Annotated in this window: 17 protein-coding genes; all 17 read right to left on the reverse strand. The window is 71.3% G+C overall.

The window, feature by feature from the left end; translation table 11 throughout:
• Positions 1 to 55: 55 nt before the first annotated feature.
• The 17 genes from dapA to ACZ5KV_RS15415 all read right to left on the reverse strand — a co-directional run bounded on the left by dapA (position 56) and on the right by ACZ5KV_RS15415 (position 16,541).
• Positions 56 to 934, reverse strand: a complete 879-nt coding sequence (dapA, locus tag ACZ5KV_RS15335; RefSeq protein ID WP_464240155.1) for a 4-hydroxy-tetrahydrodipicolinate synthase — start codon at positions 932 to 934, stop codon at positions 56 to 58.
• A gap of 33 nt (positions 935 to 967) precedes the next feature.
• A complete protein-coding gene (gene dapF / locus ACZ5KV_RS15340; protein ID WP_464240156.1) occupies positions 968 to 1,819 on the reverse strand; it encodes a diaminopimelate epimerase in 852 nt (283 codons plus the stop codon).
• 270 nt (positions 1,820 to 2,089) lie between these two features.
• Positions 2,090 to 3,007, reverse strand: coding sequence for a UshA-like (seleno)protein family 2 (locus ACZ5KV_RS15345; protein WP_464240157.1), 918 nt, complete (start codon positions 3,005 to 3,007; stop codon positions 2,090 to 2,092).
• 3 nt (positions 3,008 to 3,010) lie between these two features.
• Positions 3,011 to 3,286, reverse strand: a complete 276-nt coding sequence (locus tag ACZ5KV_RS15350) for an HU family DNA-binding protein (RefSeq protein ID WP_291495675.1) — start codon at positions 3,284 to 3,286, stop codon at positions 3,011 to 3,013.
• Between the two features lie 107 nt (positions 3,287 to 3,393).
• Positions 3,394 to 4,227 (reverse strand): MinD/ParA family protein, encoded by an 834-nt coding sequence (locus ACZ5KV_RS15355; RefSeq protein WP_464240158.1) that lies wholly within the window; start codon positions 4,225 to 4,227, stop codon positions 3,394 to 3,396.
• 6 nt (positions 4,228 to 4,233) lie between these two features.
• Positions 4,234 to 5,094, reverse strand: coding sequence for a GGDEF domain-containing protein (locus tag ACZ5KV_RS15360; RefSeq protein WP_464240159.1), 861 nt, complete (start codon positions 5,092 to 5,094; stop codon positions 4,234 to 4,236).
• Positions 5,072 to 6,191 (reverse strand): peptide chain release factor 2 gene (prfB, locus tag ACZ5KV_RS15365; RefSeq protein WP_464240160.1). Its coding sequence is split into 2 segments (ribosomal slippage): positions 5,072 to 6,115 and positions 6,117 to 6,191, totalling 1,119 coding nucleotides; the frame shifts between segments, so codons are not numbered across the junction. Before prfB ends, ACZ5KV_RS15360 begins: the two co-directional genes overlap by 23 nt.
• Positions 6,192 to 6,238: 47 nt before the next feature.
• Positions 6,239 to 7,807, reverse strand: coding sequence for an apolipoprotein N-acyltransferase (gene lnt, locus ACZ5KV_RS15370; protein ID WP_464240161.1), 1,569 nt, complete (start codon positions 7,805 to 7,807; stop codon positions 6,239 to 6,241).
• Positions 7,776 to 8,618, reverse strand: a complete 843-nt coding sequence (locus ACZ5KV_RS15375; RefSeq protein ID WP_464240162.1) for a hemolysin family protein — start codon at positions 8,616 to 8,618, stop codon at positions 7,776 to 7,778. The genes lnt and ACZ5KV_RS15375 overlap by 32 nt, the downstream gene beginning before the upstream one ends.
• A 100-nt stretch (positions 8,619 to 8,718) precedes the next feature.
• On the reverse strand, positions 8,719 to 9,792 hold the full coding sequence (locus ACZ5KV_RS15380) for a PilZ domain-containing protein (RefSeq protein ID WP_464240163.1): 1,074 nt from the start codon (positions 9,790 to 9,792) through the stop codon (positions 8,719 to 8,721).
• Entirely contained in the window at positions 9,776 to 10,462 is a 687-nt protein-coding gene (locus tag ACZ5KV_RS15385) for a hypothetical protein (protein ID WP_464240164.1), read from the reverse strand. The genes ACZ5KV_RS15380 and ACZ5KV_RS15385 overlap by 17 nt, the downstream gene beginning before the upstream one ends.
• Before the next feature lie 29 nt (positions 10,463 to 10,491).
• A complete protein-coding gene (locus ACZ5KV_RS15390) occupies positions 10,492 to 11,475 on the reverse strand; it encodes an MlaD family protein (RefSeq protein WP_464240165.1) in 984 nt (327 codons plus the stop codon).
• On the reverse strand, positions 11,472 to 12,026 hold the full coding sequence (locus ACZ5KV_RS15395; protein WP_464240166.1) for a hypothetical protein: 555 nt from the start codon (positions 12,024 to 12,026) through the stop codon (positions 11,472 to 11,474). Before ACZ5KV_RS15395 ends, ACZ5KV_RS15390 begins: the two co-directional genes overlap by 4 nt.
• A gap of 9 nt (positions 12,027 to 12,035) precedes the next feature.
• Positions 12,036 to 12,821, reverse strand: a complete 786-nt coding sequence (locus tag ACZ5KV_RS15400; RefSeq protein WP_464240167.1) for an MlaE family ABC transporter permease — start codon at positions 12,819 to 12,821, stop codon at positions 12,036 to 12,038.
• Between the two features lie 116 nt (positions 12,822 to 12,937).
• The gene (gene mnmG / locus ACZ5KV_RS15405; protein WP_464240168.1) at positions 12,938 to 14,839 is read right to left on the reverse strand and encodes a tRNA uridine-5-carboxymethylaminomethyl(34) synthesis enzyme MnmG; all 1,902 of its coding nucleotides are present in this window, start codon (positions 14,837 to 14,839) and stop codon (positions 12,938 to 12,940) included.
• Positions 14,840 to 14,867: 28 nt separating this feature from the next.
• Positions 14,868 to 16,091: a M20 family metallo-hydrolase gene (locus ACZ5KV_RS15410; protein WP_464240169.1), complete on the reverse strand. Its 1,224-nt coding sequence runs from the start codon at positions 16,089 to 16,091 to the stop codon at positions 14,868 to 14,870.
• 159 nt (positions 16,092 to 16,250) lie between these two features.
• Positions 16,251 to 16,541, reverse strand: coding sequence for a PxxKW family cysteine-rich protein (locus ACZ5KV_RS15415; RefSeq protein ID WP_464240170.1), 291 nt, complete (start codon positions 16,539 to 16,541; stop codon positions 16,251 to 16,253).
• Positions 16,542 to 16,646: the final 105 nt, after the last annotated feature.

A 16,646-nucleotide genomic window follows, 5' to 3' on the forward strand; every position in this document is an offset into this window, starting at 1 on the left:
GGCCTTGCGGCGCGGGGGCTTTGCGTTCGCGGCTTCCGGTCCGGCCCGGGGGCGGCTAGATGAGCCCCGAGGCCTTGAGCACGCCCTCCATGCGGGCGCGCGTTTCAGGGACCATCTCCACCAGCGGCAGGCGCAGCTCCAGGGCGATGCGGCCCATGAGCGCCAGGCTGGTCTTGACCGGGATGGGGTTGGTTTCGAAGAACATGGCCCGCGTCAGGGGCATCATCTGGAAGTGCAGGGCCTTGGCCTTTTCCAGGTCGCGTTCCCTGTAGGCGGCGCACAGGGCGGCCATGGGCCCGGGCACGATGTTGGACACCACGGAGATGACGCCCGTGCCGCCCAGGGCGAGCAGCGGCAGCACCGTGAAGTCGTCGCCGGAGAGCACGTTGAAGTCCGGGCCCATGATCTCGATGATGTCCGAAACCTGCTTCAGGTCGCCGGTAGCCTCCTTGACGCCGACCACCTCGGGCACCGCCTTGCGGATGCGCGCCAGGGTCTCGGGGGCGAGGTTCAGGGCCGTGCGGCCGGGCACGTTGTAGACCACGAAGGGCAGGGACACCTCGCGGGCGATGGCCTTGAAGTGCTCCACCAGCCCGGCGGGAGTGGGTTTGTTGTAATAGGGCGTGATGAGCAGGGCGCCGTCGGCTCCGGCGTCCTTGGCGTAGCGGGTCAGCTCCACGGCCTCGCGGGTGTTGTTGGAGCCCGCTCCGGCGAGCACGGGCACGCGCCCGGCGACCTGTTCCACGCAGACGCGGATGACCTTGCCGTGCTCGGCGTGAGACAGGGTGGCGGACTCGCCGGTGGTGCCGCAGGGCACCACGCCGTCGATACCCTGTTCGATCTGCCATTCGATGAACGCGCGGTAGGCTTCCTCATCCAGTTCGCCGTTCCTGAACGGCGTGACCAGTGCGGTGAACGCACCCGAGAAATGCATGGGTCCCTCCTCTTCGTGTCCCGTGCATGGGCCCTAGGGCAGGGTCAGCCCCAGGGAATCCAGAAACATTTCACCTCGATAGGTGGTAACGGCAGGTCCTTCGAGGAAGACCGTACCGTTTTCGAGGCCGATTTGCAAAACTTCGCCGCCCGAGGTCGTCACGCGTACCTCCTCGCCCACAAGGCCCAGGGCGTTGGCCACCAGCACCGTGGCGGCGGCGCCCGTGCCGCAGGCGTAGGTTTCGTTTTCCACCCCGCGCTCGTAGGTGCGCAGGGTCATGGCGTCCGGCGCGTCCACTCGGGCGAAGTTGACGTTGGTTCCGGCGGGGGCGAAGTGCGGGTGGGTGCGCAGGGCGCGGCCCAGGGCGCGCACGTCCAGCGCCGCCAGCCCCTCGGGGAAGAGCACGGCATGGGGCACGCCCGTGTCCACGAAATGCACGGTGCACTGCCGACCGTCCACGTCCAGGGCGGTGTCCAGGGTCAGGCCGTGGGGCGGGGTGAGCTGCACGCGCACGGTGCCCGCCTGGGGGTTGACCCGCGCGCGGATGGGCCCGGCATCCGTGCCCAGCACGTGCTCGCGCCCGGCCATGCCGAGCTCGTAGGCCAGCCGCGCGGCGCAGCGTGAGCCGTTGCCGCACATGGCGGCGCGCGAGCCGTCGGCGTTGTAGAAGTCCCAGACGTAGTCGGCCGGGGCTCCGGCGGGGGCCCGGTTCAGCAGGATCAGCCCGTCGGCGCCCACGCCGAAGGCCGTGCGGCAGATGCGCCGGGCCCATTGGGCCATGGCTTCGCGGGGCAGGCCCAGGGAGCGGTTGTCCAGCAGCACGAAGTCGTTGCCGCTGCCGTGCATCTTGAAAAAGGGAACGGTGGGGTGCGTGGATGTGTTCATGGGTCGTCGGATTTCCGGTTGCGGTGTTCCGTGCAGAACGGCGGAATCATGGCCGCTTTCGTGGCCGATGGCAAGGGGGCAGCGGGCCGGGAGCGGGCGGGGCCGTGAAAAACCTTGCCGTCCCGGCGTGCCCGGAGCCGGTGCCTTCGACCCGGGCGGGGGCGTTTGCCGATGCCCGGCGTGGTCCGGCCCTGCCCCGCGCCCGCGCGGTCCTGCACGCGGTCGGTATCGGCACGCCGACCGGCCTTGCCCGTGCCTGCTCCCGCGCGGCTACCGGGGCAGGTCGAAGCCGCCCAGCAGGGCGTCCATGGCCGGGTCGGCGGGGATGGCGTCGGTCAGGCTGAGGAAGTCCAGGCGCAGGTTTTCGTCCTTGACCCATTTCCACGCGGCGGTCCGCTCGGGCCATGCGGCGATGCGGATGACGTGCAGGGCCTTGCCCCGGCCGTAGCTGCGGGCCAGGAAGGTCTTGCCGTCGTCGCTGAAGCGCCCGGCCACCCCCGGCCCGGGGCCGCCGCCCAGCAGGATGTCCACCACCGGCCCGGCCGTGCGCAGGAAGCCGTCCTCGGCCAACTCGCCCCAGGGGCTCAGGGCGACCACCAGCCGCGTGCGCGCGGCCAGGGCCCGGGCCTGGGCCACGGCTTCGCGGGCCATGTCGTCCGGTGCGGCCTCGGCGGCGCGCGGCAGGGGCGGCAGCAGCAGCACGCCCACCGCGCCGCCCGGCGTGGGCAGGACGACGCCGCGCACCCCGGGGCCCAGGCGCTGGTGGGCCGGGGCCGTGGCACCTCCGGCCGTGAGCCAGGCGGCCTCGGGGCCGGTCAGGGCCAGCAGGTCCGGCGCCAGGGCGCCGTGGGCGGCGGCCAGGGCCCGGGCCAGGGCCGGGGTGTGCCGCTGCGTCGGCCCTTCGGGCGGCAGGAACTCGTAGGGCCCGGTCAAAGAGAGGACGGTCGCGCCGTCAGGCCCCTGCCTGAGGTCGCGCAAGGCTGTGGCGCGCCTGACCAGGCCGCCGAGGGTCTTGCTGCCTCAGGTGGGGCAGGGGGCGAACTCCCCCTCGGAGTTGGCGGAGAAGACCAGCGTCAGGACATCCCGGGCGGGAGTGTCCTGGCCGGGTGCGTCCTGGGCGAGAGCGGGGGCGGCGCAGAGGGCGAGCGCGAACAGCAGCGGGAGGAGCAGTCGGAGAAGGACGCGCATGGTCTACTTGTTCACGTACTCCTTGAGTTCCTTGCCCGGGCGGAAGAAGGGCAGCTTCTTGGGGCTGACCTGGACGACCTCGCCGGTCTTGGGGTTGCGGCCCGTGTAGCCGCCGTAGTCCTTGAGCTTGAAGCTGCCGAAGCCGCGGATTTCCACGCGTTCTTCCTTGATGAGCGAATCCTTGATGGAGTCGAAGAAGGTGTTGACCACCAGCGCCGCCTCGTCAACGTGGATGTCGTTCTTCTCGGCCAGGGTCTTGATGAGTTCGCTTTTGTTCACGGATGTTCCTCCGGAGTTGCCTGCCTGCGCAACCAACGGCCCCCCAGAGGCCGCCGCACAGGGCTATCTGGTACAACATTGCCTAATTGCGGAGCTTTTTGCAAGCGCTATTGTGCGTCTGTTCCGGGACAGATTTCCAGGCCGTTGCACGCGCCGATTTCCGCCAGTTGCGCATCGCGCATGCGCTTCATGCGTACGGCGATCTGCAGGATGTCGCGGCCCGCGTCGCTGCCGGGGGCCAGCTTGAGCAGCGGCGTCTGGCGCACCACGGCCCGGGGCACGGCGGGGTCCGAGCGCACGCACCCGGCGTATTTGATGTCCAACTCCAGGAAGCGGGCGCAGGCCGCGTGCAGGCGCTCGAAGCTGCGCCGCCCCTCCTCGGCGCTGGCGGCCATGTTGACCACCACCTGGAAGTCGCGCACGCCGTGGCTGGTGAGCATGACCTTAATCATGGCGTAGCCGTCGGTCAGCGAGGTCGGCTCGGGGGTGATGACCACCAGCCGCTCGCGGGTCATGGCCGCGAAGCGCAGCACCGTGCGGCTGATGCCCGCGCCCAGGTCGAGCAGCAGGAAGTCGTAGCCGCCGATGAGCGTGTTCAGGCGTTCAAAAAGCATGGCCTGCACGTCCTCGTCCAGGTCGATGAGTTCCGGCACGCCCGAGGCCGAGGGCAGGAAGTCGAACCCGCCCGGCTCGATGGGTACCACGACCTCGGCGGGATCCGTGCCCGGGGCCAGCAGGTCCTGGAGGTTCCTGTCCGGGGTCAGGCCCAGGAGCACGTCGAGGTTCGCCAGGCCGAGGTCGCAGTCCATGAGCAGCACGCGGTGCCCGCCCCGGTGCAGGGCGTAGCCCAGGTTCAGGGCCAGGTTGGTCTTGCCCACGCCGCCCTTGCCGCTGACCACGGCGAAGCTCGCGGCCTTGTTGGGGATGCTGGATTCAGGCATTGGCGCTCAACTCCCTGTGAAGAGAAATTTCTTTTCGTTGGAGGCCACGAGGCTTTCGCGCCGGGGGGGCCGCAGGTCGGCCAGGGGCGCGGTTTCCACGCGGTCCTTGCCCAGGGCCTTGGCCTCGTAGAGGGCCTTGTCGGCCAGGGCGTAAAGCTCCCGGGCGCCGGTTTCGCCCGGGCCCTTGCGGCAGGCCAGCCCGACCGAGCAGGTCACCCGGAAGGGCGCCGCGCCCGGGCAGGCCATGGCCGTTTCGCGCAGGGCGGCCAGGATGCGTTCGGCGATGGCCCTGGCCTTGGCCAGCCCGGTTTCGGGCATGATGAGGGCGAACTCCTCGCCGCCCAGGCGCGCCGCCACGTCGTAGCTGCGCGTCTGGCCCAGCAGCGTTCCGGCCAGGGCCGTCAGCACCCCGTCGCCGCAGGGGTGGCCGTGGGTGTCGTTGACGGCCTTGAAGTCGTCCAGGTCGAACAGCGCCAGGGACAGGGCCGCCCCCGAGCGCCGCGCGCGCTCGAGCTCGCGGGCCAGGATGCGGTCGAAGGCCCGGCGGTTGTGCAGGCTGGTCAGCGGGTCGTGCTCGGTCTGGAAGGCCAGGTCGGACAGCACCTGCTGGAAGCGCACCAGGAAGGGGAACTCGGCCCGGGCCAGGGGCACGGCCATCCAGTGGTGCAGGCCGTGGCGCGCGGCCAGGTCGGGCCAGTGGTCCAGGGTCAGCCCCGGGCACAGGCGCAGCAGGCCGAGCACGTCGGCCCGGTCGCCGTCGCCGGAGCAGCCCTGCCCGGAGAGCAGGGTGCGCAGGGCTTCCAGCTCGGCCAACAGCTCGCGCTCGTTGATGCGCGCGGCGGGATCAGTCGCTGGTTTTTCGGGCATGTTCGCTCAACAACTGGTTGCGGATCAAGGTGTCCAGGTCGCCGTCGAGCACGGCGTCCACGTTGGTCATTTCCGTGGCCGAGCGGTGATCCTTCACCAAGCGGTAGGGTTGCAGGGTGTAGGTCCTGATCTGGCTGCCGAAGTTGATGGCGTCCTTGGTGGCGTAGTCGGCGGCCTTGGCGTCGGCGAGCTTGCGCAGTTCCAGTTCGTAGAGCCGGGCCTTGAGAATCTTGTAGGCCGTCTCCTTGTTGCGGAACTGGGACTTTTCGTTCTGGCAGGAGACCACGATGCCCGTGGGCTCGTGGGTCAGGCGCACGGCGGAGCTGGTCTTGTTGACCTTCTGGCCGCCGGGGCCGCTGGCGCGGAACACGTCCACCCGCACGTCCTCCTCGTCGATCTCGATCTCGATGTCCTTGCCCGCGTCGGGGTACACGTCCACCGAGGCGAAGGAGGTGTGCCTGCGCCCGGAGGAGTCGAAGGGCGAGATGCGGATCAGGCGGTGGATGCCCTTTTCGGCCTTGAGGTGGCCGTAGGCATAAGGCCCCTCGACGAGCAGCGAGGCGCTTTTGACCCCGGCCTCCTCGCCGGGCAGCAGGTCCAGCACCTTGACGCTCAGGTCGTGACGCTCGGCCCAGCGCTGGTACATGCGCACGAGCATTTCGGCCCAGTCCTGCGCCTCGGTGCCGCCCGCGCCGGGGTGGATTTCCAGGATGGCGCTGCCCGCGTCCTCCTGGCCGGAGAGCAGGGTGCGCAGCTCCGTGTCGCCCAGGCGTTCCTCCAGCAGGCGGACCTGTTCGTCCAGGGCTTCGAGCATTTCGGGGCCCTGGTCCTCGGCGGCCATGGCCAGCCATTCGTCCAGGTCGGTCTTGGCCTTGTGCAGCCGGTCCCACAGGTCCACGAGGTCGGCGATGCGGCTTTTTTCCTGGAGCAGGGGCTTCAAGCCCTCGGGGTCGTCCCAGGCGCCGGGGCTGGCCAGGATGGCTTCGATTTCCGCCAGGCGGGCGACCCTGCGGTCGCGGTCAAAGACGCCCCCAAAGGCTGGCGAACTGCTGCTTCAGGGTCTGGCTCTGGGTCTTGAGGTCGGCGTATTGGAGCATATGGGGCTGATCCCTCTGGTTCGGTGCGGTGTGTCGAACCCGTGATGTTAGCTCGAAGCGTCGCCCGGCGCAAGCCGCGCGGGGTCGTGGCGTTTTTCGAGCAGGGCCAGGGCCGCGCACAGGCCCAGGGCCAGGGCCAGGGCCGCGCCCAGGCCCATGCGGTGGCGGTGGAAGAAGGTCGTCCCGGCCACCAGGGGCAGGTCCTGCCCGCGGTAGGCCGCGGCGATGAACTGGCCCCCGGCCCCGAGCAGCCGCCCGCGCGGGTCGATGAAAGCCGAGATGCCGGTGTTCGTGCAGCGGACCACCGTCCGGCGCTGCTCCACGGCGCGCAGCACGCTCATGGCCAGATGCTGGAGCGGGGCCGAGGTCCGGCCGAACCAGGCGTCGTTGGAGATGTTCACCAGCAGGTTCGCCCCGGCGGCCACCCGGGCCTGGGCCAGCTCGGGGAAGATGGTCTCGTAGCAGACGAGCACCCCCAGGCGCAGGGGGCCGCTGTCCAGGGGCTCGGTGGAGCGGCCGGGCACGAAGTCGCCCGCGCCGTGGGCCAGCTTCTTGAGGAACGGCAGGTACCGCCCGAAGGGCACGTATTCGCCGAAGGGCACGAGGTGCTCCTTGTCGTAGCTGCCCAGGGTGGCGCCGTCCGCGTCCAGCAGCACCGCGCGGTTGTGCATCAGGAAAGTCTGGCTGGCGGCCTGGAAGGTATAGGCCGGGGTGCCGGTGAGCAGGGGCGTCTTCACCGCGCGCACGGCCTGGCGCACGGCCACGCTGTAGGTGCTGGGCTCCTGCATGTAGAACGGCAGGGCCGTTTCGGGCCAGACCACCAGATCCGCCGGTGCGTCGCGCAGGCCGTTTTCGGTGATGGCCGCGTAGCGGCGCACGGTTTCCAGACGGTAGAGCTCGTCCCATTTGAGGCTTTGGTCCACGTTGCCCTGGGCGATGACCACGTCGGCCGTGCCCGTGGCCGGAACGGGCTGGTTCAGGACGAAGGCGCCCCAGGCCGGGAGCAGCGCCAGGACGGCCAGCCCCGCGGCGCGGGCCCGCGGGCCGGGGCCCGTGGCAACCAGGGCCGCCGCGCCCGCAAGGACGCCCGACAGCCCCGCCGCGCCCAGCCAGGCCGCGCCCTGGATGGCCGCCGGCCAGGGCGAAAAGGCCGAGGCCAGCACCAGCCAGGGAAAGCCCGTGAACAGCACGCCCCGGGCCGCCTCCAGCAGCGCCCACAGCCCCCCGGCCCACAGCGCCGCCAGGGCCCAGTGCAGCCGCGCGCCCACGGCGCGCACGCCCAGGCCGAAGAGGCCGGTGTAGCCGCCGAGGGCGAGCCCGACCAGCACCGGGCAGGGCGCGGCCAGCGCCCAGGGCAGGTCGCCGTAGATGCGCACGGGCAGGGCGATCCAGTACAGCCCGGCGGCGTAAGCCGCCGCGCCCACGAGCCAGCTCCGGCGCAGGGCCATGGCCGCCGAGGGCGCACGCAAGGCCGCAAAGGCGCAGGCCCCCGGCAGCAGCAGCGCCAGGGGCGGGATGTGCGCCACGGGGTTGGGGAACCCGAACCACGTGCCCACCAGGGCCAGGAGCAGCGGGAGGGCGAAATCAGTGGCCGTTTGCCGCCGCGCCGTCGGCACGGCGGAGCACAATCCAATGAATCTGTTTGGCATCCGCGTCCTTGACCGTGAGGGTGTGGCCGTCGATGGTGAAGGATTCCTGGGGCTCGGGCACGCGCCCGGCCAGCTCGCACAAGAAGCCGCTGACGGTTTCCACCTGGGTGGAGGTCAGGGCCAGGCCCAGGCGGTCGTCGAGCTCCTCCAGGGTCGTGCGGCCCGAAACCAGGATGCTGCCGTCCTCCAGGGGCTGGATGTCCTCGGGGCGCGGGGCGTCGTATTCGTCCTCGATCTCGCCGACGATCTCCTCCAGCACGTCCTCGAAGGTCACCAGGCCCGAGGTGCCGCCGTATTCGTCCAGGGCGATGGCCAGGTGGATTTTGTTGGAGCGGAAGACCTGGAGCATGTCGTAGACGTTTTTCGTCTCGGGGATGAACAGCGGGGTGCGCATGATCTCGGCCAGGGCCGGGGCCGGGCCGTCGTCGGGCCGGGTCAGGGTCCGCAGCACGTCCTTGGCGTGGACGATGCCCACGATGTTGTCGCGGTTCTTCAGATAGACGGGGATGCGGCTGTGGCCGCTTTCCGCGATGAGCAGGGACATTTCCTCGATGGAACTGTCCACCGGAGCGCAGACGATGTCCGTGCGCGGGATCATGATTTCCGTAACCTGCCTGCGCGACAGGCGCAGGACGTTGAGCAGCATTGCCGATTCCTCGCCCCGCAGCTCGCCGTCCCGTTGCGCTTCGAGGATGAACCGTTCGACCTCCGAGTCGTCATCCTTGCGGAACAGCTTGCCCATCAGGGCGGAGAACAAACTGCCAGAATCGTCGTCCAACTCGAACCTCCAGAATGAATTCCGTTTTTCTGTCTATACGGGGTTGCCGGATGATTTTCAATCCAAGAGTGGGGGGAATTGCGGCCCGGCGGGCGCGGGCCTAGTCCTGCGCGCTGCCCTTGCGGTAGCGCTCCAGGTGGCGCTTGACCACCCAGTCGCCCAGGGAGGCGACGCCGTCCTCGCCGACGTTGCGCCAGGCCAGGGTGTCCCTGCCCTGCCCGGCGGACAGGCCCTGGGCCACGAAGCATACGCCCACTTCGAGGTTGCGGGTTTCGAAGTCCTCGAAGCGGTTCTGCACCCGGGCCATGCACCACAGGCGCTGCTTGGCCTTGCGGTCGGGGTCGTAGATTTCGGCGAGCAGGATGTAGCGCTCTCCGGGCTCGAATTCAAGCCCCGTATCGCGCAGGGCCTTGCGGCTCACGTCCAGGCGCATGCCCCCCGCCGACACGTTGACCACGCGCACCAGATCGCGCTTGCCGGGGTGGAAGAGCAGGGCCGGGCGGCCCCAGGTCCTGGGTTTCGCGGCCGAGCGGCCCCCGGTTTCCCCGGGCTCGGGCCACAGGGCCAGCCCGAGCATGTACTCCATGGGCGGATCCAGACGCAGGTGCACGCGCTTTTGTTGCAGGCGCATGGCCGTGGGCAGGGTCAGGGTCAGGCGCAGGGAGCCGTCGGCCTGTTTGGCCAGCCCGGCGATCTCGGCGGTGAAAAAGTAGGAGTTGCCCTGCCCGCGCTCCCGGGGCGGGCGGATGCGCGCGTAACAGTGCACCGTGCGGCCGATCCAGCGCGAGGAGGCGTCGATGCGCGCGCTCACGTCCAGCACCAGGTGTTCGTCGCGCAGTTGTTCGATGGAGCTGGACACGCCCTGGTCCTTGTTCGGCGTGCGCGAGAAGGAGATGTCCACCCGCGCGCGCTGGCTCATGGCCATGTCCAGCAGGCGGCGGATGGCGGCGGGCTCGAGCACCGTGCCCGTGGGCAGGGCCGCGCGCCTGCGTCGGGAGGTGACCAGCAGGTTCAGCAGGTACACCAGCGCCCCCGCCGCCGCCGCCGTGGCCAGGGTCAGCAGCATGAGCCGCAGCAGTTCGGGCGAGAGCCCGGTGCCGCTGAAGCGGTCCTGGACGGTGTCCAGGAAGGCGCGGTCCAGGCTGACGGCCCGGGGCTCAAGGGCAGGGCGCAATGCGCTGTTCAAGAAGTCGGATACGTTCACGGATGGTCTGCCTGGTTGCGGGGTCGTCCTCCAGTTCCAGCCGCAGGCCCCAGTCGGCGGCCAGCAGCGTCACCCAGCCCTGTCGGGCATCCGTCGCCCGGGCGGCCTCGGCCAGGGCCCGGGCGTCGGCCTTTTGGCCCGCCGCCAGGGCCGCGCGGGCGCCCTTGCGCGCATAGACGGATACGTACAGGGCATCGGGCTCGGCGTCCAGGGCCCGGGCCAGGGCACCGAAATCTCCGGCGCGTACCAGGGCCTCGTAGCGGCGGTCCCGGGCGGGCGTGTCCTCGTCGCCCGGGCAGTCCAGGGCCGCGCCGCGCAGGGCCCGGGCGGTCCGTTCCAGTTCCGGGGCGTCCTGGCCCGCGTAGGCGTGCAGCCGCGCCGCCAGCCGCGCCGTGTGCGCCGCCGCGCAGAAGTCGTCGCGGCGCACGGCGGTGTCGATGGCCTCGGCATAGAGCGCCTCGGCCTCGCACCAGCGGCCTTGCAAGAAGGAGTCCACGAAGTCGCGGCGCAACTCCGGGCCGCGCGCCAGGGTCCGGTCGGCGGGGTAGGGCGTGGTGTCCGCGCGCGGGGCGCAGGCGGCCAGGGCCAGCAGGGCCAGGGCCGCCAGGGCGGCGAAAGGCGGTGTCGCGGAAGGGCGCATGGTGTCCTCGTGTGTCCTTGCGGGCCCGGCTACGGCAGGGGATGTTCGTCCGGCGGCCGGGGCTGCGGGCCGGAGGACAGGGGCCATGTGCCGCCCAGGCGCTCCAGCAGCTCCGTGCCCAGGCGCAGGGTGTGCTCGGTGCGCGCGCGCAGGCGGTCCAGGTCGCCGGTGGCGGCCTTGATGTCCCGGGTGATGGTCACGGCGTTGTCCACGGCGGGGCGCAGGTCCTCGCGGAACTGGCGCAGCTCGGCCACGAAGGCGCGCACTTCGCCCGCCAGTTGCACGGCCTCGCGTTGCAGGGGCTCCAGGTCCTGAACGCGCGCGTCGGCGCTGTCCACCAGGGCGGCGATGCGCTCCATGGCCTGATCGGTGTGCGCCAGCAGCGAGTCGAGCCTGCGCACGGGCTCGGGGTTGCGGGTCACGTAGCCCACCAGCCCGCGCTCGGAGCGCAGGTCGTCGCTCATGGCCACCGCGTTGTCCAGCACGCGGCGCACCGGGCCGGAATCGTCGGCCACCACGGCCGTGATTTCCTTGACGTTGGCCACGATGGCCTTGAGGTCCTCGATGACCGGGCGCGCCTCGGCCAGGATTTCGTCCAGCCCGCCGATGTGGTTCAGGGGGATGCGCGTTTCGGCCTCCAGCAGGGGCGCGTCCTGCGAGCCGGGCACGAGTTGGAGGTAGGTCTTGCCGATGAATCCGCCCTGGACGAGGATGATCTGCGAGTCGGCGCGCAGCCAGTCGCGGTAGCGTTTCAGCAGGTCCACGGCGATGACGACCTCGCCCCCGTGCGTCAGTTCCACGTCGGCCACCTGGCCGACCCGGAAGCCCGACAGCCGCAGGGGGATGCCGGGTTCCACGTTTTCGCCGGTGGTGCTCACGATGTAGATGCGCACGCGCTCGGCGAAGAGATCCTTCTGGATGCCCAGGGAGATCAGCGAGCCCACGAAGAGGGCCACGCAGGCCAGCAGGAACAGGCCGACCCGGAATTCCGCCTTGGCGTGGCGCGAGATCATGGCTGCCTTTGGGGTTGGGGTTGGGGCGCCCGGGGCCGCACCGGGGGCGCCGCGTGCAGGCCCAGGCCCTGGAAATCTCCGGTTTCGCGCTCCAGGCAGGCCACCCACAGCCGGGGGGCGAATCCTCCCGCGGCGGGGGCGGCCAGGGCGTTCAGAGCGTCCAGGGCCGTGCGGGCGTCGGCGGGCCGGGGCCGGGGCATGAGCAGGATGCCGCAGCCCGCGGCCACGGCGCGCAGCAGGTGCGCGCAGACCAGCTCGCGCCGCGAGAGGTTGACCGGGCGCGCGCCCAGCCGGGCCGCAAGCCCCAGGGCGCGCAGGGCGCCGTCCAGCTCGGCCAGCAGCCCGGCCAGGGAGCGGTTGTGACGGTACATGGCCGGCAGGGCGATGTTTTCGGCCACGTCCAGCTCGGCCAGCAGCGGCGTTCCGGGGCCCAGGGTGGCGATGTGCCCGCCGGACTGACGGGCCAGATCCGTAAGCTGCTGCACCTGGCCCCGGGTGGCGGCGGCGATGAGCAGGTGGCCTTCGGCGGCCAGCCAGGCGCTTGCGTCCACGGCCGTGCCCTACCAGCCCGCCAGGGAGAAGAAGACCTCCCAGGCCACGATGAAGCCCACGGCGTAGAGCATGCCCCGGATGAGCAGGGCGGGCAGTTCGCCCAGGGTCGCGCGGACCATCAGCCCGCGTTGCAGGGCCACCAGCCCGACGCAGACGGCCATGAGCAGCGGCTTGAGGGTCAGGTAGGCCAGATCGCGGGCCTCCAGGGCCTCGGCCAACTGGCCCAGGTAGGCGGCCCAGGTGATGTCCTGCAGATAGCCCAGCACCAGGAACCCGCCCACCAGCCCCACCAGGGCGAAGGCCAGGGTCAGGCACGGCCCGGCCACGGCAAAGGCCGCCAGCCGGGGCAGAAACACGTAGTCGCGCAGGGGGATGCCCATGGCCGCCAGACTGTCCAGTTCGCCGCGCACCTTCATGCCGCCGACTTCGGCCATGACCATGATCCCCGGGCGCAGCAGCAGGATGAGGGCCACGCCCAGAGGCGCGATGCGGTGCAGCATAGCGTCGACGAGGTAGTCGCCGATGCGGTCGTAGGCGCCCAGGCCGGTGAGCACCTCCAGCAGGGTGTGTACCGTCACCGAACCCAGGACCAGGGCCGTGGCGCACACGGCGGGCAGGGAGCGCACGGCCACGGCGTCCACCTGGCGCACCAGGGCCGCGAGGCAGGCGCGGTTGACGAAGCGCAGCCGCGCCAGGGCGCGCAGAACCTGGCCTCCGATGACGGCCATCTGGAACAGGGAGCGGCCCCGCTCGATGCCGAAAGCGCCCGTGCGGCGCACCACTGCCGTGATCATGCCCAATGCTGTACCCGGATTCAGCAGGCATGGGAAGGCCGCAGGGCCGTTTGAAACGCGGGAGGGGCGGCGCCGGGGGAGCCGGGGTGCGGGCAGGTGCCGGGAGGCCCGGGGTGCTAGCGGGCCAGCTTGCGCAGGTGGATTTCCAGGCAGGTGACGGCGGCGGGGGTGATGCCCGAAATGCGCCCGGCCTGGCCCAGGGTCAGGGGCCGGATGCGCGAGAGCTTTTCCACGGCCTCGCGGGTCAGCCCGGCCACGGCGGCGTAGTCCAGGTCCGGCGGCAGGGCTGTGGATTCCAGGCCCGCCGAGCGCGCGGCCAGCTCCTGCTGGCGGCGCAGGTAGCCCGCGTATTTGACCACCGTTTCGGCCTCGCGCAGGGCGTCGGGCCGGGCGGTTTCGACGGCGGGCAGGAAGGGCGCCAGGGCCTCGATGGTCAGGGCGGGCTGGCGCAGCAGTTCGGCCAGGGTCGCGGCCCGGGGCGGAACGGCCGCGCCCATGGCCGCCAGCAGGTCGCGCGTGGGCGCGTCGGGGCGGATACGCACGGTTTCCAGGGCGGCCACCAGCGCGTCCACGGCGTCCATCTTGGCCCGGTGGGCGGCCCAGTGGGCGTCGTCCACCAGCCCCAGGGCCCGGCCCGCCGGGGTCAGCCGGGCGTCGGCGTTGTCCTCGCGCAGCAGCAGGCGGTGCTCCGCGCGCGAGGTGAACATGCGGTAAGGCTCCTCGGTGCCCAGGGTGACCAGATCGTCCACCAGCACGGCCATGTAGGCCGCGTCGCGCCCGGGCAGGAAGGGCGGCTCCCCGGCCAGGGCGCAGTGGGCGTTGAGCGCGGCCCACAGGCCCTGGGCGGCGGCCTCCTCGTAGCCCGAGGTGCCGTTGATCTGCCCGGCGAGGTAGAGCCCGGGCAGGGCCTTGGTCTGCAAGGTCGGGTCGAGTTGGGTGGGAAAGCAGAAATCGTACTCGATGGCGTAGCCCGGGCGCACGATCTGGGCCCGCTCCAGCCCCGGGATGGTCGCCAGCATGGCCTTTTGCACGTCCAGGGGCAGGCTGGTCGGAATGCCGTTGGGGTAGACCTCGGGGCTGTCCAGCCCTTCGGGTTCCACGAAGATCTGGTGCCGGGGCTTGTCGGGAAAGCGGGCCACCTTGTCCTCGATGGACGGGCAGTAGCGCGCGCCCACGCCCTGGATGACCCCGGTGAACAGCGGCGAGCGGTCGAAGCCCGCGCGGATGGCCTCGTGGGTGGCCGGGGTGGTCCAGGTGATGTGGCAGGGCACCTGGGGCAGGGGCGAAAAGGGTGCGTGGAAGCTGAAGGGCTTGGGCGGGTCGTCCCCGGGCTGGGCCTCCATGGCGGCGGTGTCGATGCTGCGGGCCAGCAGGCGCGGGGTGGTGCCTGTTTTCAGGCGGCCCAGGGCCAGGCCCAGGGCGCGCAGGCTGTCCGACAGGCCCTGGGAGGCCGGGTCGCCCAGGCGCCCGCCGCTGAAGTTGCGTTCGCCCACGTGGATCAGCCCGCGCAGGAAGGTGCCTGTGGTCAGCAGCACGGCCCGGGCCGCCAGCCGCTGGCCGAGGACCGTGCGCACCCCGGCGCAGCGCCCGTTTTCCACCAGAATCTCCTCGGCCATGTCCTGCAAGACCCAGAGGTTGTCCTGGGCGAACACGTCGGCCTGTACGGCGGCGAGATAGGCGGCGCGGTCGATCTGGGCGCGCGTGGCGCGCACGGCGGGGCCCTTGCTGGTGTTCAGCGTGCGGAACTGGATGCCCGCGCGGTCGGCCCAGATGCCCATGCGCCCGCCCAGGGCGTCGATCTCGCGGACCATGTGGCCCTTGGCCAGCCCGCCGATGGCCGGGTTGCACGACAGGTGGCCGATGCGGTCCACGTTGATGGTCAGCAGCAGGGTCGGGTGGCCCAGGCGGGCCAGGGCCATGGCCGCCTCGCAGCCCGCATGCCCGGCGCCGACCACCACGCAGTCCGGCACGGACGGCAGGGGCGGCTTGGGCGGCAGGGCGGTGCGGGCGGCGGGCATGGCGCGGCGGGCTCCGGCGGAGCCGGGGCTAGGCGAACAGAACGCGGGCCATGACCTTGGCGTCGCCCAACTGGGTGGAGATGCGCGAGCGCTCGTTGGGCTGGTGGGCGAAGTGCTCGCAGGTGGACCAGACCACGGCGTCGCGCCCGGCGCGGCGCAGGATGGCCGCCACGGTGCCGCCGCCGATGCCCGCCGGGGCGGGGGTCACGCCGTAGACGGCCTGGATGGCCGCGCTCAGGCGGCGCACGATCTCGCTGTCCACCGGGGTGGCCGGGGCGGCCTGTTCGGACTGGATGGGCGTGCGGACGATGCGCACGCCGTGCTCGGCCTCGATTTCCGCCGCGATGCGCCCGAAGGCGTCCAGCACGTCGGCCACGGCGTAGCCGGGCAGCACGCGGCAGTCCACGTAGAACACGTCGTGCCCGGGGATGGTGTTCACGTTGGGCACGTTGGCGTCCTTGCGCGTGGGCGAGAAGGTCGAGTGCGCCGGGGAGAAGAGCGGGTCCGTGGCGGGGAATTCCTCATGCAGCCGCCGGGTGCGCAGGATGAAATCGGCGGCGGCCACCAGGGTGTTCACGCCCTGCTCGGGGGTGCTGGCGTGGCACTGGCGGCCGAAAACCTCGACCTTGAGCCAAAGCATGCTTTTTTCGGCCACTTCCATGAGCGAGGAGTCGGGCACGCCGAAGTCGGGCACCAGGAAAAGGTCGTCCGGCCCGAACTGCTCGGCGTGCTCGGCGACCACGTGGCCCAGGCCGTAGGCGCTGCCGGTTTCCTCGTCGGCCACCAGGAGCAGGCCGAGGTTCATGGGCGGGGTCGCGCCCGCGTCCAGCAGGGCCTTGGCCAGCACCAGGGAGGGCACGATGCCGCCGTGGTTGTCCTCCACCCCGCGCCCGACGAGGATGTCGCCGTCCACCTTCAGCTCGTAGGGGTCGCTCTCCCACAGCTCGGGGTTGCCCGGGGGCACGATGTCGATGTGCGAGATGATCCACAGGGTGCGCGCGGTGTCGCGCCCGGGGATGCGCGCCAGGATGTTGGGCCGCAGGCCGCCGGGCACGCGCGCGTCGGGCGCGTCCAGGCGCAGGATGTCCGTCAGGCCCAGGGCGCGCAGGTGGCGCTCCAGGAAATCGGCCTTGGCGGTTTCGCCCTGGCCGTCGTTGTCCGGGCCCAGGGCGGGGATGGCCACCAGGGCGCGTTGCAGGGCGACGACCTCGGGGCCCAGGGAATCGATGCGTTCCAGGACGGCGTTGGGCATGGGGCGGCTCCGTGGCTGCGGTGTGCGCACTGTCCGCGACGACCGGCGGCCGGAGCCGCGCGGGCGGACCGTGGCGCGCGGGAGGCCGGGGCGCCCCGCGCGGAGGAAAACAAAAGGGCGGGCCCGGGCCCGCCCCTGAATCCGTAAAGGACGCCGGGCCTAGCGACCGCGGGCGGCGCGCTTGGAGGCCTTGAGCGGGTTGACCTTGACCTTGCCGGTGGTGTCGACCTCGGCGCGGACGTGGGTGGCGAAGTTGCACGCCTTGCGGCCCCACTTGGCGGCGGGCTGGGCGTAGCTGGCGCAGTATTTGCCGCCGGTCTCGTGGGTCACCACGCGGTCGCAGCCCTCGCACTTGTCGATGATCTGCTGCATGGCGACGCCGTTGAGGCTGAGGATGCCGTCTTTCAGGACGGCGGAATCCAGAATGGTGCTGGTCTGTTGCTTGGCCATGGTGGCATGTCTCCTTGCGTGCCGATGGCGCCCCGGCGGGGCCGCCGTCTGCTTGGGTTCGAGTAGAAGCGACGCAGTATTTATAGATACCGCTGCGGATGTCAA

This window comes from Desulfocurvus thunnarius, assembly GCF_055390965.1.